This is a genomic window from Acidaminococcus sp. AM05-11 (genome assembly GCF_003472805.1).
In the GTDB taxonomy this organism is placed as follows: Bacteria; Bacillota; Negativicutes; order Acidaminococcales; family Acidaminococcaceae; genus Acidaminococcus; species Acidaminococcus hominis.
Genome location: NZ_QRMX01000009.1, coordinates 39,084 through 65,589, shown reverse-complemented (window position 1 = coordinate 65,589; position 26,506 = coordinate 39,084). Strand labels below are relative to the sequence as shown.

Annotated in this window: 21 protein-coding genes, 3 tRNA genes and 2 pseudogenes; 22 read left to right on the top strand and 4 right to left on the bottom strand. The window is 54.5% G+C overall.

Translation table 11 applies throughout. The features are described 5' to 3' along the window. Window positions 1-5: 5 nt before the first annotated feature. Entirely contained in the window at window positions 6-1,643 is a 1,638-nt protein-coding gene (locus tag DW089_RS06545) for a glycosyltransferase family 39 protein (RefSeq protein ID WP_105326844.1), read from the top strand. A gap of 25 nt (window positions 1,644-1,668) precedes the next feature. After that, window positions 1,669-2,145: a hypothetical protein gene (locus DW089_RS06540; RefSeq protein ID WP_231086314.1), complete on the top strand. Its 477-nt coding sequence runs from the start codon at window positions 1,669-1,671 to the stop codon at window positions 2,143-2,145. A gap of 243 nt (window positions 2,146-2,388) precedes the next feature. Here the strand turns inward: DW089_RS06540 and DW089_RS06535 are convergent, their stop codons facing one another. Together DW089_RS06535 and DW089_RS06530 are read right to left on the bottom strand one after the other, a co-directional pair. Further along, window positions 2,389-3,255 carry a LysR family transcriptional regulator gene (locus DW089_RS06535; protein WP_105326846.1) on the bottom strand — a complete coding sequence of 289 codons (867 nt, stop codon included), beginning with the start codon at window positions 3,253-3,255 and terminating at the stop codon, window positions 2,389-2,391. 143 nt (window positions 3,256-3,398) lie between these two features. Beyond that, a complete protein-coding gene (locus tag DW089_RS06530) occupies window positions 3,399-4,316 on the bottom strand; it encodes a LysR family transcriptional regulator (RefSeq protein WP_199614645.1) in 918 nt (305 codons plus the stop codon). 126 nt (window positions 4,317-4,442) lie between these two features. On the opposite strand from DW089_RS06530, the gene DW089_RS06525 reads away from it, so the two are divergent. Both DW089_RS06525 and DW089_RS06520 read left to right on the top strand, forming a co-directional pair. Further along, window positions 4,443-5,240 carry an MBL fold metallo-hydrolase gene (locus DW089_RS06525; protein ID WP_231086317.1) on the top strand — a complete coding sequence of 266 codons (798 nt, stop codon included), beginning with the start codon at window positions 4,443-4,445 and terminating at the stop codon, window positions 5,238-5,240. Window positions 5,241-5,384: 144 nt separating this feature from the next. Next, window positions 5,385-6,479 carry a threonine synthase gene (locus DW089_RS06520; RefSeq protein WP_105326847.1) on the top strand — a complete coding sequence of 365 codons (1,095 nt, stop codon included), beginning with the start codon at window positions 5,385-5,387 and terminating at the stop codon, window positions 6,477-6,479. Between the two features lie 55 nt (window positions 6,480-6,534). Here the strand turns inward: DW089_RS06520 and DW089_RS06515 are convergent, their stop codons facing one another. Continuing rightward, a complete protein-coding gene (locus DW089_RS06515) occupies window positions 6,535-7,467 on the bottom strand; it encodes a LysR family transcriptional regulator (RefSeq protein ID WP_118286962.1) in 933 nt (310 codons plus the stop codon). 105 nt (window positions 7,468-7,572) lie between these two features. Between DW089_RS06515 and DW089_RS06510 the strand changes: the two genes are divergently transcribed. The 18 genes and pseudogenes from DW089_RS06510 (at window position 7,573) to glyS (ending at window position 26,087) form a co-directional block, all read left to right on the top strand. Next, complete coding sequence (locus DW089_RS06510; RefSeq protein WP_231086325.1) at window positions 7,573-8,496, top strand: AEC family transporter; 924 nt, start codon at window positions 7,573-7,575, stop codon at window positions 8,494-8,496. 183 nt (window positions 8,497-8,679) lie between these two features. Continuing rightward, window positions 8,680-9,423, top strand: coding sequence for a metallophosphoesterase (locus DW089_RS06505; protein ID WP_105326849.1), 744 nt, complete (start codon window positions 8,680-8,682; stop codon window positions 9,421-9,423). Between the two features lie 95 nt (window positions 9,424-9,518). Further along, window positions 9,519-9,592, top strand: a tRNA-Gln gene (locus tag DW089_RS06500). A gap of 11 nt (window positions 9,593-9,603) precedes the next feature. Then, window positions 9,604-9,678: transfer RNA gene (locus tag DW089_RS06495), tRNA-Glu, on the top strand. 111 nt (window positions 9,679-9,789) lie between these two features. Further along, window positions 9,790-10,767, top strand: coding sequence for an iron ABC transporter permease (locus DW089_RS06490; protein ID WP_231086327.1), 978 nt, complete (start codon window positions 9,790-9,792; stop codon window positions 10,765-10,767). 36 nt (window positions 10,768-10,803) lie between these two features. After that, the gene (locus tag DW089_RS06485) at window positions 10,804-11,370 is read left to right on the top strand and encodes a flavin reductase family protein (protein ID WP_105326850.1); all 567 of its coding nucleotides are present in this window, start codon (window positions 10,804-10,806) and stop codon (window positions 11,368-11,370) included. Window positions 11,371-11,373: 3 nt separating this feature from the next. Continuing rightward, complete coding sequence (gene yfcE, locus DW089_RS06480) at window positions 11,374-11,919, top strand: phosphodiesterase (RefSeq protein WP_105326851.1); 546 nt, start codon at window positions 11,374-11,376, stop codon at window positions 11,917-11,919. A gap of 176 nt (window positions 11,920-12,095) precedes the next feature. Further along, entirely contained in the window at window positions 12,096-14,489 is a 2,394-nt protein-coding gene (ppsA, locus tag DW089_RS06475) for a phosphoenolpyruvate synthase (RefSeq protein WP_118286961.1), read from the top strand. Window positions 14,490-14,624: 135 nt separating this feature from the next. Then, a complete protein-coding gene (locus tag DW089_RS06470) occupies window positions 14,625-15,281 on the top strand; it encodes a helix-turn-helix transcriptional regulator (protein ID WP_105326853.1) in 657 nt (218 codons plus the stop codon). Beyond that, window positions 15,274-16,095 carry a pyruvate, water dikinase regulatory protein gene (locus DW089_RS06465; protein WP_199614651.1) on the top strand — a complete coding sequence of 274 codons (822 nt, stop codon included), beginning with the start codon at window positions 15,274-15,276 and terminating at the stop codon, window positions 16,093-16,095. The genes DW089_RS06470 and DW089_RS06465 overlap by 8 nt, the downstream gene beginning before the upstream one ends. Before the next feature lie 109 nt (window positions 16,096-16,204). After that, window positions 16,205-18,022 (top strand): DNA primase, encoded by a 1,818-nt coding sequence (gene dnaG / locus DW089_RS06460; RefSeq protein WP_105326855.1) that lies wholly within the window; start codon window positions 16,205-16,207, stop codon window positions 18,020-18,022. A 40-nt stretch (window positions 18,023-18,062) separates the two neighbouring features. Further along, a pseudogene (locus DW089_RS11805) lies at window positions 18,063-18,590 on the top strand (RNA polymerase sigma factor region1.1 domain-containing protein); the annotation flags it as partial. Between the two features lie 495 nt (window positions 18,591-19,085). Then, window positions 19,086-19,841: pseudogene (gene rpoD, locus DW089_RS11800) on the top strand (RNA polymerase sigma factor RpoD); the annotation flags it as partial. A gap of 45 nt (window positions 19,842-19,886) precedes the next feature. After that, window positions 19,887-19,961 (top strand) — tRNA-Ile (locus DW089_RS06450). Between the two features lie 182 nt (window positions 19,962-20,143). Continuing rightward, on the top strand, window positions 20,144-22,171 hold the full coding sequence (locus tag DW089_RS06445; protein ID WP_118286960.1) for an LTA synthase family protein: 2,028 nt from the start codon (window positions 20,144-20,146) through the stop codon (window positions 22,169-22,171). 16 nt (window positions 22,172-22,187) lie between these two features. Further along, window positions 22,188-22,952, top strand: a complete 765-nt coding sequence (locus DW089_RS06440; RefSeq protein ID WP_105326858.1) for a glycosyltransferase family 2 protein — start codon at window positions 22,188-22,190, stop codon at window positions 22,950-22,952. Between the two features lie 196 nt (window positions 22,953-23,148). Next, window positions 23,149-24,027 (top strand): glycine--tRNA ligase subunit alpha, encoded by an 879-nt coding sequence (gene glyQ / locus DW089_RS06435; RefSeq protein ID WP_105326859.1) that lies wholly within the window; start codon window positions 23,149-23,151, stop codon window positions 24,025-24,027. Further along, window positions 24,027-26,087, top strand: a complete 2,061-nt coding sequence (glyS, locus tag DW089_RS06430) for a glycine--tRNA ligase subunit beta (RefSeq protein WP_105326860.1) — start codon at window positions 24,027-24,029, stop codon at window positions 26,085-26,087. The genes glyQ and glyS overlap by 1 nt, the downstream gene beginning before the upstream one ends. 63 nt (window positions 26,088-26,150) lie before the next feature. Here the strand turns inward: glyS and DW089_RS06425 are convergent, their stop codons facing one another. After that, window positions 26,151-26,441, bottom strand: a complete 291-nt coding sequence (locus DW089_RS06425; RefSeq protein ID WP_105327423.1) for a GNAT family N-acetyltransferase — start codon at window positions 26,439-26,441, stop codon at window positions 26,151-26,153. Window positions 26,442-26,506 lie beyond the last annotated feature (65 nt).

Below are 26,506 nucleotides of genomic sequence, written 5' to 3'. Positions count from 1 at the left end.
ACCTGATGAAAAAAAAATACTGGATCTGTTTTTGGGCAGCGGCCATTTTTCTGCTTTTCTTTCTCAATGGCTCCCTGCCTTTAACGGACAGCGTTGAAGGAAATTATGCCCTGACGGCCAAGGAAATGGTGCTCAGCGGGGATTATCTTTCTCCTCAGATTTACGGCCGGTACTGGTTCGACAAACCGGTTTTTTCCTACTGGATGATTGCCCTGGGCTTTAAGATTTTCGGGTTCAGCGAGTTCGGCGCCCGGTTTTTCCCATCCCTGTTTGGCTTGGGAGGCCTAGGACTGACGGTTTGGGCCGGGAAAAAGCTGTATTCAGAAGAAACCGCCTTTATGAGCGGGCTGCTTCTGATGATGACTTTGGAATTCTTTACCATTTCCAAGTCCGTCCTTACCGATGGCATGCTGTTCCTGTTTTTGAACGGGGCGCTGGTGTTCTTCTACCTGGGCTACAGCACCAAGGAAAAAAGTTATTACTACGGCACCTACCTGCTCGCTGGGCTGGCAACCTTGACCAAAGGCCCCATCGGCTTTTTGATGCCGGGGCTGATTATTGTGCTGTTCCTGCTGTGGCGGCGAGATGCCAAATGCCTCCAGCGGGCCAAGCTGCCTTCTGGCATTTTGCTGTTTCTATTGGTAACCGCTCCCTGGTATGTGGCCATGATCCATTATCATCCAGATTTTCTGGCCAGTTTCATTGGTACCCATAACTTTTTGCGGGCCACTGTGTCGGAACATCCCCGGGATAATGTGATTTATTACTATACGGCAGTGAACCTTTTGAACGCCTATGCCTGGGTGGGCTTTGTGCCCGGCATGCTGTGGAACCTGCTGCGCAAACAGGGCCATTGGGTGAAGCCAGCCGCCAAGGAAGGCTTCCTGCTCATCTGGATGGTGACCATTTTTGTGTTCTTCCAATGCATGGCCACCAAGTACATTACCTATACCTATCCTTTGCTGCTGCCCCTGTGCCTGCTTACAGGTTCCTACATCGTGAAAAAGGGCAGAAGCCTGACCATGAAATGGATGCTCCTGGGCAACGTGTTGTTTTACGGAGCCCTGTCCGTGGCCGCCTATCAGCTGCCCAAGCTGGCTCCAGGCGTGGTGCCGGGCAGCCGGAACGTATTTTTCTTCATGCTGATCTACTGTGCCTGCATGGTGGTGCTGGGCGTTCATAAATACCGTGGCAAGAGCAATCAGGAAGTTTGGACCACGGTCATCATGCTGACCATCGTGTTCCACTGCTGCATTTTGGAACTGTTGGCTAAACCTCTGATGTATGATGTGAGCGGCAAGCCTTCCGCCCAATTTATCAGCCAATATGTGCCGGAAAATGTCCCCATCTACGTCCGGGGCGGCGGCTATCCTACCAGCGGCGTCTTCTACACTGGCCGGGAAATGGTCATGCTGGTTCCTGATGACGAAGCAGCGGATTTTGCCCCCAAAGAAGGCAGCTGGTCAGCCAAAAACATCATGCCCTGGACCACCTTCTCCCAGGTAAAGGACAAGTCCCAGGCTGTGGTGCTGGTGGATACCAAAACCAAGAAAATCAAGAATAAGGTAGAAGTGGATTGGCCCGGAGTTTGGAAAAAGGTGAAACTGCCGGGACAATGGATGGTTATGATTAAAGAAAAGTGAGGGTTGCAGAATGGAAGAAGCACAAATGAAAGCATATTTGGACCGGCAGCCGTTTATCCGGTTCCAGGTTTCCCAGGCAGAGCTTGCGGCGCCTCAGGGCACGGACCGGTATGGGGAGCTGCTGGCCTATGTGGGCAGCCAGGTGGAGTACGCCCGGAAGTTCTGCGGCAAATGGTCCCTGTCCTTCCAGGCAGACTGCGGCCCCTATCTGTGGGAAAATCCCCAGGCAGTGGCCTTTGTGCGGCAGTTGGGGGACACTTTCCCCTATCTGTTCTACCTGGCCGAAAAGGAAGGGGAAACCCTGAAGCTCTTGGTGATGCTGAATTGTATGTCGGATAAGCTGGAAGGGGATAATCTATCCCTGGACAAGGCTAAGTTCAATGTTTTCCTGAAGACCCAGCTAAAGGGCCTGCTGCTGATGAGTGAGCGGGCCGGGCTCAGTCCGGAAAATGCCCAAAGCCAAATCCAGTCCGTATACGAGTACTTTGGCCTTGCTGACTAAACAGTCAGATTCACATTTTTTTCAAGGATTCGCCCTTGCTTTGCCATAGTATTTCAGTATACTAATTCACGTAACAGGGATCACCCCTCCTTGTTACATCTTCCCCATCAAATCATCATAAACAACTTCCTTTCAGAAAAGACCTTCTGCCACCCCAGCAGAAGGTCTTTTCCCTATATAGAGAAAGCCCTGCAGCGTTGCTGCAGGGCTTTTGTGATAACCGTAATTAGGGGCCAGCCAGCCTTAAAAATGCTCCTTGGCATAGGTCAGGAAGGCATTGACGCTGTCATAGGCTGCGGTGTTCTTCCGCCAAATCATTTCAATATCGTAGAGCATGGGGGGATCCAGGGAAATGGGTACCAGGTCCGGTTCTTTTTCGGCAATTTCCCGGTACAGGAAACCATTGGCCATGCCGGATTTGATAATCTGAATCTTGGTATACAGCTGGTCCGTGGTCCACAGCAGCCGGGGGGTACAGCCTGCTTCCTGGTACTGCTGGAGAATCTGCTCCCGGAAATGGAAGCTTTCCTTGATTTCGACCAAGGGCTCCAGGGCCGTTTTCACTAACGGCAGCGTCTTTTCCTGGGCAAAGGGATGCCGGGGATTCACGCAGTAGACAATCTCGCTGCGGCGCAGGGGAATGCATTCCGGATTGTCCCCGTCCGGATCGGCTCCGTTGACGATAATCACATCCAGGCGTTCTTCCTGGAGGGCCCGGCGCAGGCTCAGGGAACTGCTGGAAGTGAGCTCAATCTGGATGTCCGGATATTCCTTGGAAAAGGACGCCAAAAGGGGAACGGACAGGGCTCCAATCATGGGCGGCAGACCCAGCCGGATGTCCGTAGATTTCTTCTTCAGCCGGTTCATATCCTCCCCAATCTGTTCTGCCTTGCGCAGCAGATCTTCCACTTCCAAGAGAAAGTAGGAGCCTTCCTTGGTGAGAATCAGATTCTTTCGGGAACGGTTGAACAGCATCAGGCCAAATTCATCTTCCAGTTCCCGGATGGATGCGGACACCGCGGGCTGGGAAATATGAAGCACTTCGGCAGCTTTGGTAATGCTGTGCTGTCGGCAGACTTCGCGGAAATATTGCAATTGGTGTAGTTTCATAATGCCTCCCTGGTTTGTACCGTTGGTCAATGGGGGCTCCAACGGACTTATTCCTTTTTATTATAATCCGTAGAGGCAAGAATCACAAATATTAATTCAATTCTGTCAAATTTTCTTAAAAGTCACTATAAAAAAAATAAATCTTACTCTCTTGGCCAAGTGATCTTTGCTTTTCCCTGTTGGGGAATCCAAGCCAGCAAAAACTCCCGAAAATGGCGAATTGCTTTGGTCGGCAGGGCGTTCCGCAGGGCTGCCAGGTAAATTTCCTGACCCTGTTCGGGAACCGAGAGGGTGCGAAGCACAATATCCGGGTGGGATTGCAGGCAGGCAATGTAATCATAAGATAAATTAATACCATTCCCTTTCAGAATCAGGTCTTGGACCACGGTGGAGTCCGTGGTTTCAGCCAGAATGTTCACCGTAAGCCCTGGAAGCAGCATATCCCGGTTCATATGCTCTCGGAAGCAGCGATAGGCCCGGCCTTTACTGATGAGGGGCAGCCCTGCCAAGTCCTGGAAAGTGATTTCCTTTTGGGCAGCCAGGGGATGGTCCCGGCGCAGTTGGATGCAGTACCGGGAAAAAAACAGGGGTTCTGCTGTAAACTGGGACGGATCCAAGGGACCGGTCACCAGAGCCAGGTCACAATCCTGGGTCAATAGGCCATTTAGGGCGGCTTCGTCCGTACACTCTACCAGGCTGGGGATGATGGCCGGATAGGCTTTTTTGAAGTCCAACAAGAAGTCAGCAGATAGATAGGCCAGCACGTGATCCAAGGCATAAACCGTAACCAGATTTTGTTTCTGGCCAGCCAGACTGTTCATGCCTTCAATATAGGCATATTCGTCCAGCAGCCTTCGGGCATGGGGCAGCAGGCCTGCTGCAAAGTCCGTGGGTTCCAGGCCCTGGGCTGTACGCAAAAATAAGGGCTGTCCCAATTCCTGCTCCAGCTGGCGCAGGGTTTTGCTGACGCCCTGCCGGCTGATATGGAGTTTGTCTGCCGCCTGCTGGATATTACAGGTTTGGTATACTTCCCAAAAATAGCGCAGTTGTTTTTGATTCATGGGAAAACCTCCCTTCTTGCTGATTGTACCGCATCTAAATGGTTGCGGCAAGCAGAGAAAATTCTGTTTTTTTTCGAGGGTGTTTCCACCTACAATAAAGACAGAAACGAAAAGGAGGAAATGCGCATGCTGAAAATTCAACAGATCAGAAACGCTGCCAATAAAATTCATTACGGGAAAGTGACCTTTTTGCTGGATCCCTGGCTGCAGCCTAAGGGGGAAATGGGAACCTTGGGCGAATTGCCAGGTCATCCGTTCTCTGTGCCTGATCCGGTGAAGGAACAGCTGCCCATGCCCATCTACAATCTGCCGGAACCAGTAGAGCAGATTCTCCAGGGTGTGGATGCCTATATTGTGACCCATGTACACCCCGATCATGTGGATGTAGCGGCTGATGGTACGGTAGGGAAAAGCCTGCATAAGGAAATTCCGGTGTTCGTTCAAAACCAAGAAGACCAGGAGATTTTCCGCCGGTCCGGTTTCCAAGATGTTCGGGTTTTGACGCCCGAGGGCAGCGAATTTCAAGGGGTTACCCTGACCAAGACCCCAGCCCGGCATGGGACGGTGGTTCCCTGCGGTAATTCCTGCGGGGTAGTATTCCAGGCACCTGGGGAAAAGACCCTATATGTGACCGGGGATACGGTTTGGTTTTCCGGCGTGCAGGAAACCCTGGCAAAATTCCAGCCCCAGGTGGTGACGGTAAATGCCTGTGCGGCTGAACTGGTGGAGTGTGGGCGCCTGATCATGAACGATGAAGATGTGGCCTGTGTCCGGGCAGCAGCTCCTAAGGCAAAAATTTTTGTAACCCATATGGACAATGTGGCCCATGCTTCCTTGACTCGGCACACCCTGCGGGGCCGTTTGGCTACTCGGGGCGTCAGCAATTATGTGATGCCGGAAGATGGGGAAATCGTAACTTTATAAGCTGTCCCAGTTAGCTCCTGTTTTTGGCTTAGCCAAAGCGGGAGCTTATTTATTTGACAAATTTTCCGGTTTTCCGTATAACGTAAGAGAACAGACTTTTGGCTTGGCAAGAAGCATCATGGGGCATCCCAAGGAGGCAGAAACATGGAATTTGTATGTACGGCCTGCGGCAAAAGAGAACCGATAACTACGTTGAAACCCTGCTGTGACTGCGGCGGGCTGTGGGAGCTGGAAGCAGAGCTGCCGGATTTTTCTCTGGAAGCCATTGACCGGGAACAGTGGAACCAGTTCCGGTACCATCAGTTCATGGCCCTGGAGGACGATACCTGGCGGAGCATTACCCTGGGAGAGGGGCTAAGCCCCATTGTACCCTTTAACCAGGACATTCTCCTGAAGATGGATTATTTCATGCCCACCCTGTCTTTTAAGGACCGGGGCGCAGCCGTTTTGGTGGCCCACTGCAAGGCTCTGGGAGTGGACCGGGTGGTTCAGGATTCCAGCGGCAACGCCGGCAATGCGGTGGCAGCCTATTGCGGCCGGGCCGGTATTGCCTGCGAGATTTTTGTCCCGGAAGGCACGTCTCCCAAGAAAATTACCATGATTCAGGCCCATGGGGCCAAGGTCAACGTGGTGCCCGGCTCCCGGGACCACTGCGCCCAGGTGTGCCGGGAAAAGGTGGCTCGGGAAGGGGTGTACTATGCCAACCATGTGTACAATCCCTTCTTCTACGAAGGCACCAAAACCTATATTTACGAAACCTATGAACAGCTGCACCGGATTCCGGAAAACCTGGTGGTGCCCGTGGGAAATGGCACCTTGTTTTTGGGGGTAATCCGGGGGCTGGAACATCTGCTGAAAAGCGGCTGCATTTCCCATATGCCCCAGATTATTGCCGTCCAAAGCGAAAACTGCGCCCCCCTGCTAAAGGCGGCGGAAACCGGCGCCCAGGAACCGGTCCAGCTGGTGCCGGAGCCTACCCTGGCTGAGGGCATTGCCATTGGCCAGCCCCGGCGGGGGAAGGAAATCCTCCAGGCTGCCCAAAAATACCACATCCGTTTTGTGGCCGCTCCGGAGGCGGGAATCCTGCCTGCCCGGGAGAAACTGGCCCGGCAGGGCATCTACTGCGAGCATACCACCGCAGCGAACCTGGCAGCCTACGAAGCCTACTGCAAGCAATACGGTCCTACGCCGGACTGCCTGATTACCATGTGTGGGGCAGGGCTGAAGTCCGACCACTAAAGCAAAGACAAAACCGCAGTATTTCTCTTTTTCAGGGGAAATACTGCGGTTCTTTTTAGGGTAGCGGAGGGTACACTTCCTGAGCTGTTTCCCTAAACCGCTCCAGCATGGACCATTGGTAGGCCTGGTCCTGCCAGACAAAATCCAGGGAACAGGTAAGGGCGGGGCCCAGGTCTATAAAAAACAATTGGTCCTGCTGGGCCGGGGTCAGGAAGCCACGGGCCAAATTGTCCGGGCAGAAGCAGCAGCCGGCCCCTTGGACGCAGAGCTCCAGCAGCAGTTCCATGTTGTGGGACTGGGTCTGGACCTTGGGGGTAAAACGCAGCTTGTTCAGGTAGGCCAGGGCCAGTGAGGCGGCTATATCGTCCGGATAATTCAGCAAAAAAGGGCACTCTTTTACCAGCCGGGGATCCTGGGTCTGTTCAAGCTGGGTCAGCCGCTGTACCGCTTCCGCCCCATAGGTTTTGGCCAGCAGCGATTTGGGCAGAAGCAGCAGAACTTTTTCCTGGTAAAAGGGCCGTGCCGCAAGACCGGGGATACTTCCTGGCAGATGGGCGATAATCAGGTCTGTTTCTCCTTTTTGCAGTCTTTTCACCAAGGCTTCATTGGTATCTTCTGTAATCTCCAACGTCACGGCGGGATATTTTTTCTGGAAGGCCTGAAGAATGGGCGGCAGGAGAATCCGCCCCCGGGTATAGGCAATGCCCAGGCGCAGGCAGCCTTTTTCCTGGCCAGTCAGGTCCTGGAATTCCTTTTGGAGGGCTTCGTACGTTTCCTGAAGGGAACGGGCATACCCCAGAAACACACGCCCGCCATAGGTAAGCTCCAGGGGCACGTGCCGTACAAACAGGGGCGTCCCCAGTTCCTTTTCCAAGTACCCAAGCCGGCCGCTAAGGGTCTGCTGGGTTACGTGGAGCTTTTCCGCTGCCCGGGAGATACTCCGTTCCCGGTATATGATGAGAAAATCCTGAATATGGGTAAAGTTCATGACTGCCTCCTATAATACAGGTTATATCCTGTATTATATACGCAAAAATACAGTTAGGAAATGGTATGTTTTTCTGCTACAATAAATTTGCGAAGAAAGTAGGGAATGGCTATGGAACTGCTGCGGCTGGCCAATTTGCAGCTTACCCTGTTTCTGATGATTCTATTGGGGCTGGGGCTGAAACGCTGGGGCATTTTGGATGCTCCTGGCATCAAAAGCCTGACTGCCCTGTGCGTGGATGTGGTGATTCCCTTTAATATTCTGAAGTCCTGTTTGGCGCCCCTGGGAGATGATGTCCTGGCCACGGCGGGAAAAATCCTTTTGGCTGGGTTTTTGATGCAGCTGCTGTATCTGGTACTGAACCAGTTCTTGTACAACCGCTTTGCCCTCCAGCGGAAAAAGGTGCTTCAGTACTGCACCATTGTGTCCAATGGGGGCTTTTTGGGAAATCCGGTAGCAGAAGGGGTTTATGGCCCCCTGGGCCTGCTGTACGCCTCTGTGTACCTGATTCCCATGCGGATCATCATGTGGTCCGTGGGTACGTCCTACTTTATCGCCGGTCAGCACACGGACCGGAAGCAGGTGCTGAAAAAAGTCCTGACCCATCCCTGTCTGGTGGCTATTTACCTGGGCATGCTTCTCATGGTGACTGGCTGGCAGCTGCCAGGCTTTCTCCAGCTTACGGTGGGCTATATTGGAAACTGCAACGCCGCCCTGACCATGTTTATTATTGGGACCATTCTGGCCGATGTGCCTTTGAAGTCCATTTTTAACCGGGACAGCTTCCTGTTCAGCTTTCTGCGGCTGGGGGTGCTGCCCGCCCTGTCCTGGCTGATTTGCAGGGTTGCAGGCCTGGATGCCCTGGGTACCGGGGTGGGCGTCATGATGACCGGGATGCCGGCTGGGGCCACAGCAGCTATCTTCGCTGCCCAGTACCACAGCGATGCTCCCTTTGCCACCCAGGTGGTGATTTTGTCCACCCTGCTTTCCATGGTGACCATTCCTCTTTGGTGTTATCTCATCGGGTAATTAGTACGCGCCAATGCCATGAGCGGAAGCTTTTCCCCAAGAGAAACATACAGTGCCGCACGCCAGGTTTTGCCTCCTGGGGTGCGGCCCTTTTGTCTAAAGGAATTTGGCATAAAAGGGCGAATAGTATCATAAACGGCTGCTGGCGGGAGCGCCTAGGTGCTTTCGGGAAAGGAGAATAAAATGGCTCTGTATGCCTTGGGAGATCTGCATTTGGCCTTTCAGGTGAAAGGGAAATCCATGGATTCTTTGGGACCGGTCTGGAAGCACCATGAAGAAAAAATTGCCCGGAACTGCCGGGAATTGGTTAAACCGGAGGATACCCTGGTGCTGACCGGGGATCATTCCTGGGGGCGCAAGCTGAACCAGTGCACCAAGGACCTGGCCTTTATTGAAGCCCTGCCCGGCCGGAAAATTCTGCTGCGGGGCAACCACGATATGTTCTGGGACACGGCCAAAACCGGAAAGCTCAATGCCCTGTTCCAGGGCCGGCTTTCCTTCCTCCAAAACAATTTTTATGCCTACGGGGATTATGCCCTGGTAGGGACCAAGGGGTTTACCTTTGAAGGACCCTTCTATTTGGACCGGTACGGCCGGATTATGGGCTGGGACCAGGAAAAGGCGGCGCACGCAGAAAAACTGGTGGTCCGGGAAGCCCGGCGGTTGGAAATCTCTTTTGCGGCGGCCAAAAAGGCCGGGTATCACAAGTTCATTATGTTCCTTCATTATCCGCCCACCAATATTCTTCAGCAGGACAGCATCTTCACCCAGCTGGCCGAGGAGAATGGGGTGGAGCAGGTGGTGTATTCCCACTGCCACGGGAAGGAACAGTTCCACGACAGCCATTTGGGGGACTACCATGGCATCCAGTACCATTTGGTATCCGGGGACTATTTGGATTTTCGCCCGATCAAGCTTTTGGACTGACCGGAGAAAAAAATGAAAAAAAGTTGTAAAAAGTACTTGCATTTTTTTCAGGAAAACTCTATACTATAACAGTACTACCGATGAGGTAGATTTACTCCGGGATGGTGTAATGGTAGCACAGGAGATTCTGGATCTTCTAGTCTGGGTTCGAGCCCTAGTCCCGGAGCCATTTTTTTATCTGGCGCCATGGTCAAGAGGCTAAGACGTCGCCCTCTCAAGGCGAAATCACGAGTTCAATTCTCGTTGGCGCTACCACGAAAGCACGTGGAATTCCCGCAATTGAGAACTTCACTTATAGTTATATAGATTGACGCTGTGGAATCGGTTTCCAAGGCGTCTTTTTTTGTATCTGAAAGGAGGCCAGCCGTGCACCAGAAACGGAAGAAAGGCTTACTATTGCTGCTGCTTATGCTTCTGGCAGCCTGTCTGTTTTCGCTTTTTGCAGGCTTGGTAGGGGTATCTCCGGTCCATTTCTTTTTGGGGAAGCTGACCCCTCTGGAAGAAAATGTGTTATGGAACCTGCGGCTTCCCCGGCTGCTTTTGGGCTTGGGGGCAGGCAGCGCCCTGGCCGTGTCCGGAGCGGTGCTCCAGGGCATTTTCGGCAATCCCCTGGCGGACCCCGGCCTGCTGGGGGTGTCTGGAGGCGGCGCCCTGGGGGCGGTGGCGGTACTCCTTTTGGGACTGCCCCAAAAACAGTATCTGTTTCTCCCGCTGGGGGCGTTTTTGGGAGCCCTTTTGGCTTCCGGTACCGTGGGGGCTCTGGGCCGGCGGGGCGGCAGCGGCCAAAGTGTCCGGCTGCTGCTGGCTGGGGCGGCAGTGAGCCTGTTTTGCGGGGCCCTTACGGCGGGCCTGCTTTCCTTTGCGCCTGAACCGGTGCTTCGCCAGTATTTTTTCTGGACCCTGGGGGGCCTTTCTTCCGGCACCTGGCAGCAGGTCCACTGGATTTTGCCGCCTCTTTTTGCCGTACTGCTTCTGCTGTGCCTGTGGGGCCGGCAGCTAAACGTCCTTAGCCTGGGGGAGGAACAAGCCCTGGCTGTGGGCATGGATGCCGGCCGGTGGCGCAATGGTCTTTTGGCCGTGGTTTCCCTGCTGCTGGGGCTGGCCGTATGCGCCGGGGGCAATATCGGTTTTATCGGGCTTATGGTGCCCCATATCCTGCGGCTGCAGCTGGGGCCCGACCACCGTTTCCTCCTGCCCCTAAGCGCCCTGGGCGGGGCCGGGCTGCTTACTTTCTGTGACAGTCTGGGCCGGCTTGTGGTACCGGGGACGGAAGTGCGGGTAGGGGTGATTACGTCCCTTTTGGGCGCTCCCTATTTTCTCTTTTTGTTAAGGAAACACTTGTGAAATGGTATAATATAAAGGTTAAGGAGAGTGAGTTTTATGCGTAAAAGTTTTGGAGCAAAACCGTTAAGCTATCCGCTGCCGGTATACATCATCGGCACCTATGATGAAAAGGGCACGCCTGACGCCATGAATGCGGCCTGGGGCGGTATCAGCAATGACCAGGAGATTTCCTTCTGCCTGGCCCGGACCCATAAGACGGTAGCCAATCTGAAGGCTACAGGCGCCTTCACGGTAAGTATTGCCGTGGAAGCCCAGCTCAAGGCCTGCGATCATGTAGGCGTGGTTTCTGGCAATAAGGTGCCGGACAAGGTGGCCCAAGCTGGCTTGACGCCGGTAAAATCCACCCTGGTGAACGCACCCTTGTTCCAGGAACTGCCCATGGCCCTGGAATGCAAGGTCCTGTCCTACGATGAGGAAAGCGAACGGCTGGTAGGGGAAATTGTCAACGTCAGCGCTGACGAAAGCGTCCTGACGGATGGGGTGATTGACCCGGCCAAGCTGCGGCCGTTGGTTTACGATCCGGCCAACCACACCTATCTGGTAGCCTGGGAAACGGTGGGCAAAGCCTTCCAGAAACCGGAACTGACGGCGGTGAAAAAATAATTCATGAAATACCTGATTGCTTCGGATATTCATGGCTCCGCCTATTACTGTGCCCGGCTGCTCCAGGACTTTGCCCGGGAGCAGGCGGACCGGCTGGTGCTCCTGGGAGATATCCTGTACCACGGCCCTCGGAATGACCTGCCCAGGGAATATGCTCCCAAGCGGGTCATTGATTTGTTAAATGGCATCCGGCAGCATATTTTCTGCGTCCGGGGCAATTGCGACGCGGAAGTGGACCAGCTGGTGCTGCACTTTCCCATCTTGGCAGACTATGCCCTTTTGGAAGCCGGTGGCCGTCTGATTTTTGCTACCCACGGCCACCACTATAACCTGGAACATTTGCCGCCCCTGCAGCCCGGGGACGTGCTGCTCCATGGCCATACCCATGTACCGGCCTGGGTACCTTTTGGCCAGAACAACCTGTACCTGAATCCTGGGTCCGTGTCCCTGCCCAAGGGCGGCAGCACCCAGGGGTACCTGCTTCTGGACGGCAGCACTGCCATCTGGAAAGAACTGGGCGGCCAAACGCTGCACCAGCTGACCCTGTGAAACCTACCTGACAGACCTAAAGTCTGCCAGGTATTTTTTTGCTGTTTTTGGGACAGGTACAAAGAAATCTTGCGGTATTTTTGGCGGGTACTACTTGAATATGACGCATGATGGTGATATAGTATACACTATATTAAAGATAAACAACGCAATAGCGTGGGGTAAAGGAGTAGAAAATGGACAAATCTAAAGAATATCTGTTGTGGTTTGAGCAGCTCGAAAGAAAAGACGTGGACATTGTCGGCGGCAAATCTTCTTCTTTGGGGGAAATGACTTCCAAAACGGATGTACCCGTTCCCTATGGGTTCGCAACTACGGCTTATGCCTACCGCTATTTTATGAAATCCACTGGGCTGGATGAAAAGATCCGCACCCTGCTGGCTGGGCTCACCGATGTGGAAAACAGCGACCAGCTGAGCCGTATCTGCGGCCAGGTCCGGGCAGCCATTATGGAACAGGAAATGCCCCAGGATTTACAGGAAGCCATCCGCAAGGCCTATCAGGAACTGGCGGACAAAATGGGGGAACAGGATCCCTACGTAGCCGTGCGTTCCAGTGCGACCGCAGAAGACCTGCCTGACGCCAGCTTTGCCGGCCAGCAGGATACCTACCTGAACATCCAGGGTGCCGACCGGGTGACTGCCAAGGTAAAGGAATGCTACGCTTCCTGCTTTACGGACCGGGCTGTGTACTACCGGGAAAAACAGGGCTTTGACCATCTGTCCCTGGCACTGTCCGCAGTTATCCAAATGATGGTCTTCTCCAAGGCTGCTGGCGTAATGTTTACGGTAAATGTGGCCAACGGGGACGACAAGAATATCATGATTGAAGGGGCCTATGGCCTGGGCGAATACGTAGTGGGCGGTACCGTTACCCCCGACAGCTACATTGTGTCCAAAGCTGATATGAAAATCCTGTCCGCTACGGTCAATGAACAGGACGTAATGCTGATCCGCAAAAAGGGTGGGGACTGTGAAGAAGTGCCGGTGCCGGAAGCGGACCGGAAGAAGCAGACCCTGACCAACAGCCAGATTTTGGAACTGGCCGGGTACGCCAAGAAAATCGAAGCCCATTACGGCTGCTATATGGATATGGAATGGGGCATTGACGAACGGGACGGCAAGATCTGGATTCTCCAAGCTCGCCCGGAAACGGTCTGGTCCCGGAGAAACAAACAAAAGAAGGTGGAAGCCGTGCAGGAAGAAAACGCTGGGGAAAACGCCAAGGTTCTGGTCAAAGGCCTGCCCTCCAGCCCGGGTATGGGCTACGGCAAGGTCCATGTGATTGCGGACCCCAAGGATATTGATGAATTCAAGGACGGGGAAATCCTGGTAACGGAAATGACCGCGCCTGACTGGGTACCGGCCATGAAAAAGGCCCAGGCCATTGTGACCGACAGCGGCGGCATGACCTGCCACGCTTCCATTGTCAGCCGGGAACTAGGGATTCCCTGTATTGTAGGTACCAAGAGCCGGGGCCAGGCCGCCACGGAAGTGCTGAAAACCGGGGAAGAAGTTACGGTGGACGCTTCCAACGGGGTGGTCTTTGCCGGCAACCTGCAAGTGAAGAAGGCAGCGGCTACTACGGCTGCGGTACAGCCCCAGGTGGTGGCCCAGGAAACCTTCCCGGTAACGGGTACCAAAATCTATATGAACCTGGGTGATCCGGCTTTGGCCGAAAAATACGCTTCCCTGCCCTGCGACGGTATTGGCCTCATGCGGGAAGAATTCATTTGGACCACCTACATTCATGAACATCCCTTATATTTAATCAAAACTGGTCATCCGGAAAAAGTGGTGGAATCCTTGGCTGAAGGCTTCCGGAAGGTCTGCGCTGCCATGGCTCCCCGGCCGGTTACCCTGCGCTTCAGCGACTTTAAGTCCAGCGAATACCGGGATCTGAAAGGCGGCGAAGAATTTGAACCCCATGAATCCAGTGCCTTGCTGGGCTGGAGAGGTGCTTCCCGTTACTATGATCCCAAGTACACCGCCGCCTTCCGGCTGGAAATTGCTGCCGTACGGAAGGTCCGGGAAGAATATGGCCTGAAGAACCTGAACGTAATGATTCCTTTCTGCCGCACCGTGGACGAAGCCCGAAAAGTGGTGGAAATCATGGCCGAAGAAGGGCTGCACAGAGGGCCGGACTTTAAGGTTTGGCTGATGGCAGAAATCCCTGCCAACATTATCCTGGCTGACCAATTCAACCGGTTTGTGGACGGCTACTCCATCGGTTCCAACGACCTGACCATGCTGACCTTGGGCTGCGACCGTGACAATGATACCATTGCCCATCTGTTTGACGAACGGAACCTGGCAGTAAAACGGGCTGTCCGTCACCTGATTGAAGTGGCCCACAAGGACGGCAAGACCGTTTCCATCTGCGGCCAGGCTCCCAGCGTATATCCGGAATTTGCCGAATTCCTGGTACAATGCGGCATTGACAGTATGTCCGTGAACCCGGATACGGTGAAGTTCACCAAGAAAATGGTGGCCCAGGTGGAACAGCGCTTGATTCTGGACCAGTTGACGGGACGGGGCCGGAACCGCCACGAGGAAGAACTGGCCTGGTAACAACGACTATACAGCGGACGGAAGCTGAGACCTTTCCGTCAAAGCGGAACAGGGGCAAAAGCATTTGCGGCGGCCCCTGCTTTGCTTTATAATAGAAAGCCAGACGGCAGGGCCGGAAAAAGGAGATGAGCCCCCATGCCTCTTAGTGAGCGGCAAAAGAAGATAGCAGAAATCGTACGACAAACTGGACCGGTGGCAGGGGAAACCATTGCCCGGGAACTGGGCCTGAGCAGGGCTGCCCTGCGGTCCGATCTGGCCATTTTGACCATGAGCGGCATTTTGGATGCCCGGCCCCGGGTGGGGTATTTCTATACGGGAAAGAACACCCTGGGTATGCTTCAGGAGGAACTGTCCTCCATTACCGTGGAGGATATCAAGTCGGTGCCCATTGTTATCGGCAGCGACAAAAGCGCTTACGATGCGGTGCTGACCATGTTTCTGGAAGACGTGGGCACGGTGTTTGTGGTGGAGCCTCCGGACGGGCTGCTTTACGGGGTGGTTTCCCGGAAGGATTTGCTGAAGGCAGCCCTGAATGCAGGCTCCGACCTAAGCCATATGCCCATTGCCATGGTCATGACCCCGCTGAGCAAAATGATTTGTGCCGATCCGGAAGAACCGGCGGCCCAGGCGGCCCGGCGGCTTATGGACCACGAAATCGACTGTTTGCCGGTAGTTCGGAAAGTGGAAGAGGACCCCAAGCGGCTGCAGTTGATTGGCCGGGTCAGCAAAACAAATTTTACCCGTCTGCTGGTAGAACTGGCAGAGGGGAAGGGAGGCAACTATCATAGCTAAGGCACCGATTATCTACGCAATTTCTGACTCCATTGGAGAAACGTCAGAATCGGTGGTGCGCGCCACCACCAGCCAATTTGTGCAGGAAAAGTTTGACATCATCCGGGTTCCTTACGTCAAGAGCACGGAACAGATTGAGAAAATCCTGGCGGAAGCCAAGGAACAGAATGCCATTGTATGCTATACCATGGTTTCTCCGGAAATGCGGGAAGCCATTGCCCAAAAAGCTATGGAGCTGGATGTGGAAGTGGTGGATATCCTGGGGCCGGTGCTGAAGGCCATTGAAAAGACCTCCGGCCTCCTGCCCAAGAACCAGCCGGGGCTGATTCACGCTTTGGACCACGAGTATTTCAAACGGGTGGCCGCTGTGGAATTTGCCATCAAGTACGATGATGGGAAAAATCCCTGGGGCTTGGCCAAGGCTGACCTGGTTATTATCGGGGTATCCCGGACGTCCAAGACGCCGCTTTCCATGTACCTGGCCAACAAGCAGCTGAAGGTAGCCAACGTGCCCCTGGTGCCGGAGATTCCGCCGCCGGAGGAACTGTTCAAGGTGCCCTCCAATCGGATTATCGGGCTTCTGATTGATCCCCATAAGCTCAACGAAATCCGCATAGCACGGCTCAAGGCCATGGGGCTAACGGACGGAGCCAATTATGCCGACCTGCGCCGGATCCAGGAAGAACTGGACTACGCCCGGGCCATTATGCAGCGGCTCCACTGCATGGTAATCAATGTGTCCAACCGGGCTATTGAAGAAACGGCCAGCCTGATTTTGGAATATCTGCGGAAGCGGTTTGGCTACGACTATTAAGCCAACGAAAAGTGAAAATGTCAGAAAAAAGGGTTTCCTTGTAAAAAGAAGGAAATCCTTTTTTTTTGTCGAATACATATATTATCGTGGAAAAAAGGATGAACACTGCATGGATGACATGAAAGAGAAATACGCCAATTTCAAAGAGCAGGTACGGCAGGCAGCGGATTTGGTATCCATTGTTTCTGAAACCGTCAATTTGAAGCGCAAGGGCAGCCGCTATTGGGGCTGCTGTCCTTTTCATGGGGAGAAAACACCGTCCTTTACCGTGGACCCGGCCAAGGGGCTGTTTCACTGCTTTGGCTGCGGAGCAGGCGGGGACGTATTTTCTTTTGTGATGAAGCGGGACCATGTGGAGTTTCCCGAGGCATTGAAATTACTGGCCCAGAAGTATGGGATTCCCATTCCGGAGCGGGCCAAGACGGCCCGGGAAATTGCCCGGGAGCAGGAAACCAAGGAAGTGCTGAGCGCCAACACCCTGGCGGCCAAGTTCTTCCATTCCTGTCTGATCAATACCCAATATGGCAAGCAGGGCCTGGCCTATCTGGCCGGCCGGGGCATTGGGGATGCCATAATTGCCTCCTTTGAACTGGGCATGGCACCGCCTGACTTCTCCACCCTCCATGAGGCTTTGGAGCAGCGGGGCGTAAAGGAAGCTGTGCTGCTGAAGGCGGGCCTGGTGGTGGCAAGAAGCCACAGTTCCGGCGTCTACGACAAGTTCCGGGAGAGAATCATGATTCCCATCAAGGACCCCCGGGGTCATGTAGTGGGCTTTACCGGACGGATTCTTAATGCAGAAGCCTCGCCGGCCAAATATATGAATACTGGGGAAACGGCCTGGTTCCATAAGGGAAGGCTGCTGTTTGGCCTGGACCGGGCGGCGTCTCCCATTCGGCAGCGGCAGCAGGCGCTGGTGGTGGAAGGCCATATGGATGCCATCAGCCTGCACGCAGCCGGCATTGACTGGGCGGTGGCCTCCATGGGGACGGCCTTTACCCAGCAGCAGGCCGAACTGTTAAAGCGGCTTACCCCTGAAGTGGTGTTCTGTTTCGACAGTGACCGGGCTGGCCGGGAAGCGGCCCTTCGGGCCATTCCCCTGGCTCTCCAGGCAGGCCTAAAATGCCGGGTGATGCACGTAACCGACGGAAAGGACCCGGATGAATTTATCCGGAAGGAAGGCCGGGACGCCTTTGCAAAGCTCATTGAAAATGCCCAAACCGGCATGGATTATCAGGTGGAAGCCACCCTGGCCCAGTGCGACCTGGAAACCCTGGGGGGTAAGGCAGAAGCGGTGTCCAAGGTGCTGCCCTTTTTCCGGCTGTGCCGCAGCGAGGTGGAGGCGGGAGAACGGATCCGGCTCCTTGCCCGGCGCCTGACCATTGACGAAGGGCTGATCCAAAGCGAGTACCGGAAACTGACCCATCAGGAGGGACAGCGGAAATACAATCCGGAGTGGCTGCTGCAGCAAAAGGTCAAGGTCACCAGCCCTACGGAGCAGGCGGAACGCCATGTGCTCCGGGCTCTGCTGAGCGGGGTGCTGCCCCAGCCCGGGCAGGAAGGGATTGTGCATACCGAGGCCTTTACCACCCCGGGCCGTCAGGAAATCTTTCTTTTGTGGCTGAAAAGCTGCCAGGAGGGAACCTACCGGGATCCCCGGGACCTGTTTGCCGGTTTGTCGGAAGACGGCAGTGCCGAACTGACCCGGATTCTCAGCCTGAACCTGCCGGAAGCCAGTCTGCCCTCCATTTTGCGGGATTGCCTGAACCGGCTGCAGATTGCGGCCTTGGAAAAGGAATATGAAAAACATAGCCAACTAGCGGAAAAGTATGAAAAAGAGCGCAATGAAAAATTTTTGCAGGAATTGGCAGAATGCCGGCGAATAAAATTGGAAGTAGAGAACTTGACAAAATTGGCCCAACACCAATAATATAGTTTTTCTGAATAGCAGGAAAGGAGGGAACGCCCCGATGACCGAGAAAAAGAAAGTCGAAATGGACCCGCAGGTGTTGGCTGCAAAGGCAGCAGAAAACAAAACAGCGGACGACAATACCCCGGAAACGGGTAAAGCCAAGGCCGTTCCGAAAAAGAAAAGGGCGGCAAAAACCACGGGAAAGGCGGAATCAAGTACGAAAGTGAAAAGCAAGAGCGGTAAGAAAGAAAAAGCAAAGACCGTGGCCGAATACATAGCTGAGTTTGAAGCACTGGCCCACAAGAACGCAGGCGTTCTCACCTATAAAGAGATTCAAGACCGGCTGCAGAATGTGGACAGCGTATCCGTGGACGAAATGGATGCCATCTACTCCAAATTGGCCGAGAAGAACATTGAAGTGGTGGATGATGGCTCCGAAGAAGAAGAACCGCCCACCATTGACGAAGATGAACTGAAAGTGGACGAAGCCGAACTGAGCAACCTGTCGGTGCCGGAAGGCGTCATTGTAGATGACCCGGTTCGGATGTACCTAAAAGAAATCGGCCGGGTGCCTCTGCTGGCTGGTGACGATGAAGTCAAACTGGCCAAGAGAGCCGATAAGGGCAATCAGGCCAAAGCTATTTTGAAAGGCGACAAGCCCGACGGAGAATTCCCGCCGGTGAACAAACGTCTGGCCCCTGCCAAACTGCTTGCAGAAGCCAATGAGCTGATTACCAAGGAAGGTGCCTGGTGTGACAACCGGGCTATCAACCTGGTGTACAAGAAAATCCAGATGATTACCGGTGATTCCCATGTGCTGGAGATGGACCAATACCAAGCCCTGACCAGTGCTTTCACCATGGACGAGAAAAAGCGTCTGCACCGGCTGCTGCTGGAAAACAAGTACAAGATTGCCCATGTAACCCGGAATGCTCCGGATCCTTCTGCAGATGAAGCCGAGGAAAGCTGCCTGGGCACCATCCAAGAAATCCTTACGGTGGTGGAAGATAAGCTGTCCAAGGCCAAGGAAGAAGATACGGAACTCCAGGCCCAGTTGGATAAGACCAAAAAGCGTTTTACCCAAATGCTGCACCGGATGGAATACTGCGGCGAAAACGCCAAAAACTGCCTGTCTGAAGCCAACCTGCGGCTGGTAGTCAGCATTGCCAAACGGTATGTAGGCCGTGGTATGCTGTTTTTGGACCTGATTCAGGAAGGCAACCTGGGGTTAATCAAGGCCGTAGAAAAATTCGACTATAACAAGGGCTTTAAATTCAGTACGTACGCAACCTGGTGGATTCGCCAGGCCATTACCCGGGCCATTGCCGACCAGGCGCGGACCATCCGGATTCCTGTCCACATGGTAGAAACCATCAACAAGCTGGTACGGGTATCCCGCCAGCTGCTGCAGGAACTGGGCCGGGAACCGACCCCAGAAGAAATTGCCAAGGAAATGGATGTGCCTGTGGAACGGGTGCGGGAAATCCAAAAGATTGCCCAGGAACCGGTTTCCCTGGAAACTCCTATTGGCGAAGAAGAAGATTCCCATTTGGGTGACTTTATCGAAGACCAGGAAGCTCCCTCCCCGGCGGATGCGGCGTCCTATACCCTGCTGCAGGAACAGCTGCAAAAGGTGCTGCAGGAGCATTTGAGCCCCAGAGAGCGCCGGGTACTGGAACTGCGCTTTGGCCTTTTGGACGGCCGGACCCGGACCCTGGAAGAGGTAGGACAGTACTTTGGGGTTACCCGTGAGCGCATCCGGCAGATTGAAGCCAAGGCCCTGCGTAAGCTGAGAAGTCCCAAACGGAGCAAGCCTCTGAAGGAATTCCTGGAATAGGCTTTATTGACAGCCTCCAGGTCCTGTTATATAATCTTCACGATTGGGCCTATAGCTCAGCGGTAGAGCCCCCGGCTCATAACCGGTTGGTCCAAGGTTCGAATCCTTGTGGGCCCACCAACCTAATCCTTTACGAACCCTCTTGCCAGGGATCGGCTTTGCGCCGGTACCGGGCAGGGGGTTCGTTTTGTATTTCCGGCAGTTTATCAGTCGTTGTGCCAAGGTTCCAGCGTGACGGAAGGCGGGAAATCGTGTACAATACAACAGGGAACTGGAAAGCCAGCTGCCCAAAGGAGGTTACTGTGTTTAGTGTATTTTTTCACCTGCTGCAGCAGGATGTGAAACTGTTTTTGTTCTTTCCAATTTTGTGCGCGGTGTTCCGTGCCCTGTTTATCCGGGCGTACCAACCCTACAAAAGTCTGGCCGGAAAGGGACCGGTGCTTTGGCACTGCTTCCGCTACGGTTTTTGGTGGGGAATGGATTTTAACGCCTATGTTTTTCTAATTCCCCTGGTGCTGCTGTCCCTGCCCGGCGCCTTTTTCCCGGCCTACGCGGCCTGGGGGGACAGCCTGCGGCTATTAGGGGGCCTAATCTACAGTCTGGTGCTGTACCTGGCCTTTACAGGAAAGATGCTGTTCTATAAGCATTTCCACGACATCTACAACCAGACGCTGAAGCTGGGCGCCAAAGCGGAAAAACATAACCTGGTGGATATTTTTTTCCATCAGGACCATGGCTTGCAGCTTCTCCTGCTGCTTTTGCCCTATCTGGCTCTGTGCGGCCTGTGCATTACCGGGCTGCTGCACCTGCCCAGCCTGCCCTATCCGGAAATCCCAAATCCAGTACTCCGGTACGGCTTTAATACCCTGGTGTTCCTGGGCTGCATTGCCGCCTTTTACTGGTTCCGCTACGGGGGCACTTTTTGGCACGATGACAAGCCCGAGTGGGATACCATTCCCAGTGTGGTAAAAAAAGACATCTTTTTTGCCAAGGCTATGGTGGACGACCTGGTGGCACTGGAGCAGGTCCTGAAGCACAAGCTGAACCCCGCCTACGAGCATACGGACGAGGAAGACCTGTCTTCCCTGGAACCCTTTGTGACCACCCAAAAGCCCCTAAGGGAGCTGCCGGAACCGGCTTATGGCTTTCCCCGGACGGCCCAGGGACCCCGGATTACCAAGCCCACCCATATATTCCTGTTTGTAGGGGAAACCTATTTGCAGCAGCTGTTTGATCCCCAGTTTGCCTGCCTGAATCTGGTCAGCGGCGGCCGGCAGCTGATGGATAATCCCCATACGGCGGCCCTGACCAGCGCCCTGTCCGCCGGCATTATTTCCCGGCCTTCTATCGTGAGCCTGATGAGCGGCATTTTTGATGCAGGCCTGGAACTGAACGAAAAGGAAAGCTTCTGGCAAAATGACCTGCCCACGGCCCTGCCCCGACAGCTAAAAAAGCTGGGCTACCATTCCACCTATTGGTATGGGGGCAACGTGACCTACGGCAATTTCAACCGGTTTGCCCCGGCCTGCGGCTTTGACCAGGTGATGACGGCTACGGACTTCTGCGGTCCGGAGGCTCCCAAAACCTGGGTGGGGGTGTACGACAATGTATTCCTGGAAAAGGCGGCGGAATTAATCCTCCAGCAGGAAGAAACCAGCGGCCCTTACCAGTTCCATTTCCTCTATACCACCAGCTATCACGGGCCCTTTAAGATTCCGCTGGCCAAATACGGCTATGATCCGGAACAGGTGATGCCGGACGCCCCGGAAGATATTCGGAAAAACAAGGAAATCCAAAAGAACCTGGGTACCTTCTGGTTCTCCGACCAGGCAGTGGGCAAGTTCATCCGCACCATGCAGGAAGCGTACCCGGACTGCCTGTTTATCCTGACCGGGGACCATTCCATCGATATGAGCCCGGTGCTCAGCAAAACCTCCCTGATGGGCCGGGACTGCAATCTCCGGGAGCGGCACAGTCCGGTGCTGCTGTTTAACCATCGGGAGCTCAACGCCCACAGTTTGGCAGATAATACCATCGGGGGACATATGAACATTGCTCCCACCATTTTTGAACTGATTGCCCCCAAGGGCTTTACCTATTATTCGCTCTGCCCGTCCCTTCTGGAACCGGTGGACCACGTGGTATCTCCCTACCACTGGCTGCGCAGGGACGCTTTTGGCAGTTATTCCCACCATTTTTATCAGCCTCTGGGGCCGGGCCTTGATCCCAGCGCCCTGGAAGAAGGGGAGCCGCCCTATACCAAGGAGCGGGCAGCCTATATGAACTTGACCGGTTATCTGGTACGGCATCCGGAAGTGTTCCGGAGCTAAAGAAGGAGATTTTGTCATGGGAACATTGACCGCAGTGATACTCACCTGCAACGAAGCAAAAAATATCCGGGGCGTCATCCGCTCGGCCAAACTGGTGGCGGACCAGGTACTGATTGTGGACTCCGGCAGCAGCGATGAAACCGTGGCGCTGGCGGAAAAACTGGGGGCCCAGGTAATTTATCGGGCCTGGGACCAGGACTTTGCGGCCCAGCGGAATTTTGCCCTGACAGGGGTAAGCTGCGACTGGGTGCTGTATCTGGATGCCGATGAACGGCTTACGGCAGCAGCTGTGGAAAAAATCAAGGCCATTAAGGCAGGGCCGCTGGACCACCAGTATTCCCTGGAGCGAATCAACATTGCCTTTGGCCACGAATTTCATCGGGGCGCCTTTGGCCCCGACCGGGTTACCCGGCTGTTTCCTGCCGGACAGGTCCGGTGGGAACACAAGGTGCATGAGCGGCCGGTGTGTCCCCTGCCGCTGACGGCGCTGACGGAAAGCCTGCGGCATTTTACCTACGATTCCTTCCAGCAGTGGTGGGATAAGGCTGGACACTACACCACCATTTGGGCCCGGGACGCTTTTGAGCAGGGCCGCCGGGCCACCGCTGCCCAGGCCGCCCGCCATGCCCTGGGAGGGATGTTCAAGGTATACCTGCTGGAAGGGGGCATCCTGGAAGGCAGCATGGGCTTTATCGCCACCCTCCAGCACGGCATCTATACGGCCATGAAATACATGAAGCTGGTGGAGCGGGGGAGCCTGAAGAAAAAGGAGAAGTCTTGACAACTGCCCCGGGATTTGTTATAGTTGCCACGTAACGCGCAATGAAGGGGATGGCATCCCAGAGCGCCCGTTTTACAAGAGAGGCTGCGCAGTGCAGCAAGCAGGGTGGAACCGCGGAAGTGTACTCCCGTCCCTGTAATGTAGATAATCCTGTCTATATTACAGAGACGGGAGTTTTTGTATAGGAGGAGAAAACATGAATTTTCAAACCATCATTTTGACGCTCCAGGCCTACTGGGGCAAGCAGAAATGCATTATGGCCCAGCCCTATGATATTGAAAAGGGCGCCGGCACCATGAACCCTTCGACTTTTTTACGGGTACTGGGACCTGAACCTTGGAACGTTTGCTACGTAGAACCGTCCCGCCGCCCGGCTGACGGCCGCTACGGGGACAACCCCAACCGGCTGTTCCAGCACCATCAGTTCCAGGTCATTATGAAACCCTCCCCGTCCAATATCCAGGAACTGTACCTGGAAAGCCTGCGGGAACTGGGCATTCACCCGGAAGAACACGATATCCGCTTTGTAGAAGACAACTGGGAATCTCCTACCCTGGGTGCCTGGGGCATGGGCTGGGAAGTATGGCTGGACGGCATGGAAATCACCCAATTCACCTACTTCCAGCAAGTGGGCAGCCTGGACATCAAACCGGTGGCTGTAGAAATCACGTACGGCCTGGAACGGCTGGCCATGTACATCCAGGGCGTGGAAAACGTCTACGACATCAACTGGGTGGATAATGTAACCTATGGAGATGTGTTCCACACCAACGAAGTGGAACAGTCCCGCTACAGTTTCGAACTGGCCGATATCGACCTGCTGTTTGACCTGTTCGACAAGTACGAAAAGGAAGCCAAACGGATTATCCTTACCGGCAACATCCGTCCGGCCTACGACTACGTGCTGAAATGCTCCCACACCTTCAACCTTCTGGATTCCCGGGGCGCCATCAGCGTCAGTGAACGGACCAACTACATTTCCCGGGTACGGGCCCTGGCCAGACTGTGTGCTGCGGCTTATGTGGAACAACGGGCAAATCTGGGATTCCCCCTGCTGAAAAGAGGTAAAAAATAATGGCGAACTTGTTATATGAAATCGGAACGGAAGAAATGCCGGCCCAATACATGCCCGGCATTCTGAAAGAATACGGCGAATTGGCCGGCAAAAAACTCCAGGAAGCCCGGATTCCCTTTGGCTCCCTGAAAGTCTACGGTACTCCCCGGCGCATGGCCTTCCTGGCCAGCGAAGTGGCAGACCAGCAGCAGGATATGACCACGGAAAGCAAGGGCCCGGCCCTGAAGATTGCTTTTGACGCAGAGGGCAAACCCACCCGGGCCGCCCAGGGCTTTGCCCGGGGCCAGGGCGTGGACGTGGCGGACCTGGTGCAGCGGGACGGCTACGTATATGCCGTGAAACATTTGGCCGGCCAAAAGACCGTGGATCTGCTGCCCGGCATTTTGGACGATATTCTGCATTCTCTGAACTTCCCCAAAACCATGCGTTGGGCTGACTACGACTTTGGCTTTGTCCGTCCCTTCCGCTGGCTGTGCGCCCTTCTGGACGACCAGGTAATCCCGGTGGAAGCCAACGATGTAAAAAGCGGGAACCAGGTGCGGGGCCATCGTTTTCTCAGCAACCATTTGATTACCATTCCTACGGCTTCCGCCTATGAAAAGACCCTGGAAGACAATTTCATTATTGTGGATCCGGACAAGAGACGGGCTATGATCAAAAAGCAGATTGAGGAGCTGGCTGCCAAGGAAGGCGGCAAAGCAGCGATTTCTCCGGACCTGCTGGAAGAAGTGCTCTACCTGGTGGAATACCCCACGGCGCTGTGCGGCCATATTGACGACCGTTATCTGAAGCTGCCCAAGGAAGCCATCATCACCCCCATGCGGGATCATCAGAGATACTTCCCCATGTTTGATGCGGCCGGCAAGCTGATGCCCAAATTCATCACCGTCCGCAACGGCGGCGCTGAACATCTGGATATTGTAACCCACGGCAACGAACGGGTGCTGCGGGCTCGGCTGGACGATGCGGTCTTCTTCTTTGAAGGGGACAGAAAGAAAACTCTGGAACAGCACCGGGCTTCCCTGCATACGGTGGCCTTCCAGCATGGTTTGGGTAATATGTACGACAAGACCGAACGGCTGCGCAAACTGTGCGCTGCCCTGCTTCAAACCACCAATCTGCCCGCTGACGGCGCTGCCCTGGACCGGGCCGCTGCCCTGTGCAAGGCCGACCTGGTTACCGGCATGGTAACCGAGTTTACGGAACTCCAAGGTACCATGGGCCGGGAATATGCCCTGTTAGATGGGGAAGGCCAAGCTGTGGCCCAAGCCATTGGGGAACAATATATGCCCCGGTTTGCCGGCGATGAACTGCCCCAAAGCAACGAAGGCCGCATTCTGGCCATTGCCGATAAATTGGACAACATTATGGCTACCTTCAGCCGGGGCATGGCGCCCACCGGCTCCCAGGATCCCTATGCCCTGCGGCGTCAGGCTCTGGGTATCCTGAACATCCTTTCCGACGGCAATGTACACTTCCCCCTGGGTAAGATTTTGGAAGTTACTCTGAAGAACCTGCCGGTGGAAGTGGAAAATCTGGCCAAACTCATCGACAGCGTAAAAGACTTCTTTGCCCAAAGAGCCAAGAATATGCTGTTAGACAAGGGCCTGCGCTACGATGTGGTAGATGCAGTGCTGGCAGTGCCGGTCGGCGATGATCTGGCCAATGTATTTGTGCAGGCTGACGACCTGACTGCTTACCTGGAAATGCCCCAGGCTGCGGACAGCATCCAGGCTTTTACCCGGGTAGAAAATATCAGCAAGAACCACGAAGTGGAAAATGGGGTGGATGCTGCCCTGTTCCAGGATCCTGCGGAAAAAGCCCTGTGGGAAGTGCTGCAAAAAGTGGAAGTGACTACGGTGCCCCTGGAAGCGGCCTGTGCCTTTAAGAAGGTACTGGAAGCCAACGATGTGCTGGCGGCTCCGGTGAATGCCTTCTTTGATGCAGTAATGGTTATGGACAAGGACGAAGCGGTGAAAAACAACCGTCTGGCCCTGATGCAGGAAGTAAAGCGTCAGGTAAACCAAACGGCGGACCTGAGCCAGCTGATCATGAAATAAAAAACGGCGGAGCCCAGCTCCGCCTATAGGAAAAGGGACTGTGCCGCGGCACAGTCCCTTTTCCTATTCTTCCTTGTACAATACGTCTTCGTATTCTTTTTTGCGTTTGAAAACCCCGGCTGCATAGGAGCATTGGGGAATGATTTTGGCCTGCTGCTGCCGGGCCATTTCTGCCACGCTGTAGACCAGCTGGCCGGCGATGCCCTGGCCGCCGTAATTGGGATCCACGATGGTATGGTCCAGGGTCCAGACCTTTCCTTCCGGTACAAAGGTACAGGTGCCAATCACCTTGTCCCCGTCGTAGGCTGCGGCCCGTTTATGGGTGAGTTCCTGAATGATTTCAATAGCTGCCATAGTATCTTCCTCCTTGTGCTGACAGTAGTTCATAGCTCTAGTATAGTACAGAATGGCAAAAAAAG

Bases quoted from the DNA above. Each gene is read 5' to 3' on its own strand.
- DW089_RS06545 (WP_105326844.1), top strand. From the start codon at position 6: ATGAAAAAAAAATACTGGATCTGTTTTTGGGCAGCGGCCATTTTTCTG.
- DW089_RS06540 (WP_231086314.1), top strand. From the start codon at position 1,669: ATGAAAGCATATTTGGACCGGCAGCCGTTTATCCGGTTCCAGGTTTCC.
- DW089_RS06535 (WP_105326846.1), bottom strand. From the start codon at position 3,255: ATGAAACTACACCAATTGCAATATTTCCGCGAAGTCTGCCGACAGCAC.
- DW089_RS06530 (WP_199614645.1), bottom strand. From the start codon at position 4,316: ATGAATCAAAAACAACTGCGCTATTTTTGGGAAGTATACCAAACCTGT.
- DW089_RS06525 (WP_231086317.1), top strand. From the start codon at position 4,443: ATGCTGAAAATTCAACAGATCAGAAACGCTGCCAATAAAATTCATTAC.
- DW089_RS06520 (WP_105326847.1), top strand. From the start codon at position 5,385: ATGGAATTTGTATGTACGGCCTGCGGCAAAAGAGAACCGATAACTACG.
- DW089_RS06515 (WP_118286962.1), bottom strand. From the start codon at position 7,467: ATGAACTTTACCCATATTCAGGATTTTCTCATCATATACCGGGAACGG.
- DW089_RS06510 (WP_231086325.1), top strand. From the start codon at position 7,573: ATGGCTATGGAACTGCTGCGGCTGGCCAATTTGCAGCTTACCCTGTTT.
- DW089_RS06505 (WP_105326849.1), top strand. From the start codon at position 8,680: ATGGCTCTGTATGCCTTGGGAGATCTGCATTTGGCCTTTCAGGTGAAA.
- DW089_RS06485 (WP_105326850.1), top strand. From the start codon at position 10,804: ATGCGTAAAAGTTTTGGAGCAAAACCGTTAAGCTATCCGCTGCCGGTA.
- yfcE (WP_105326851.1), top strand. From the start codon at position 11,374: ATGAAATACCTGATTGCTTCGGATATTCATGGCTCCGCCTATTACTGT.
- ppsA (WP_118286961.1), top strand. From the start codon at position 12,096: ATGGACAAATCTAAAGAATATCTGTTGTGGTTTGAGCAGCTCGAAAGA.
- DW089_RS06470 (WP_105326853.1), top strand. From the start codon at position 14,625: ATGCCTCTTAGTGAGCGGCAAAAGAAGATAGCAGAAATCGTACGACAA.
- dnaG (WP_105326855.1), top strand. From the start codon at position 16,205: ATGGATGACATGAAAGAGAAATACGCCAATTTCAAAGAGCAGGTACGG.
- DW089_RS06440 (WP_105326858.1), top strand. From the start codon at position 22,188: ATGGGAACATTGACCGCAGTGATACTCACCTGCAACGAAGCAAAAAAT.
- glyQ (WP_105326859.1), top strand. From the start codon at position 23,149: ATGAATTTTCAAACCATCATTTTGACGCTCCAGGCCTACTGGGGCAAG.
- glyS (WP_105326860.1), top strand. From the start codon at position 24,027: ATGGCGAACTTGTTATATGAAATCGGAACGGAAGAAATGCCGGCCCAA.
- DW089_RS06425 (WP_105327423.1), bottom strand. From the start codon at position 26,441: ATGGCAGCTATTGAAATCATTCAGGAACTCACCCATAAACGGGCCGCA.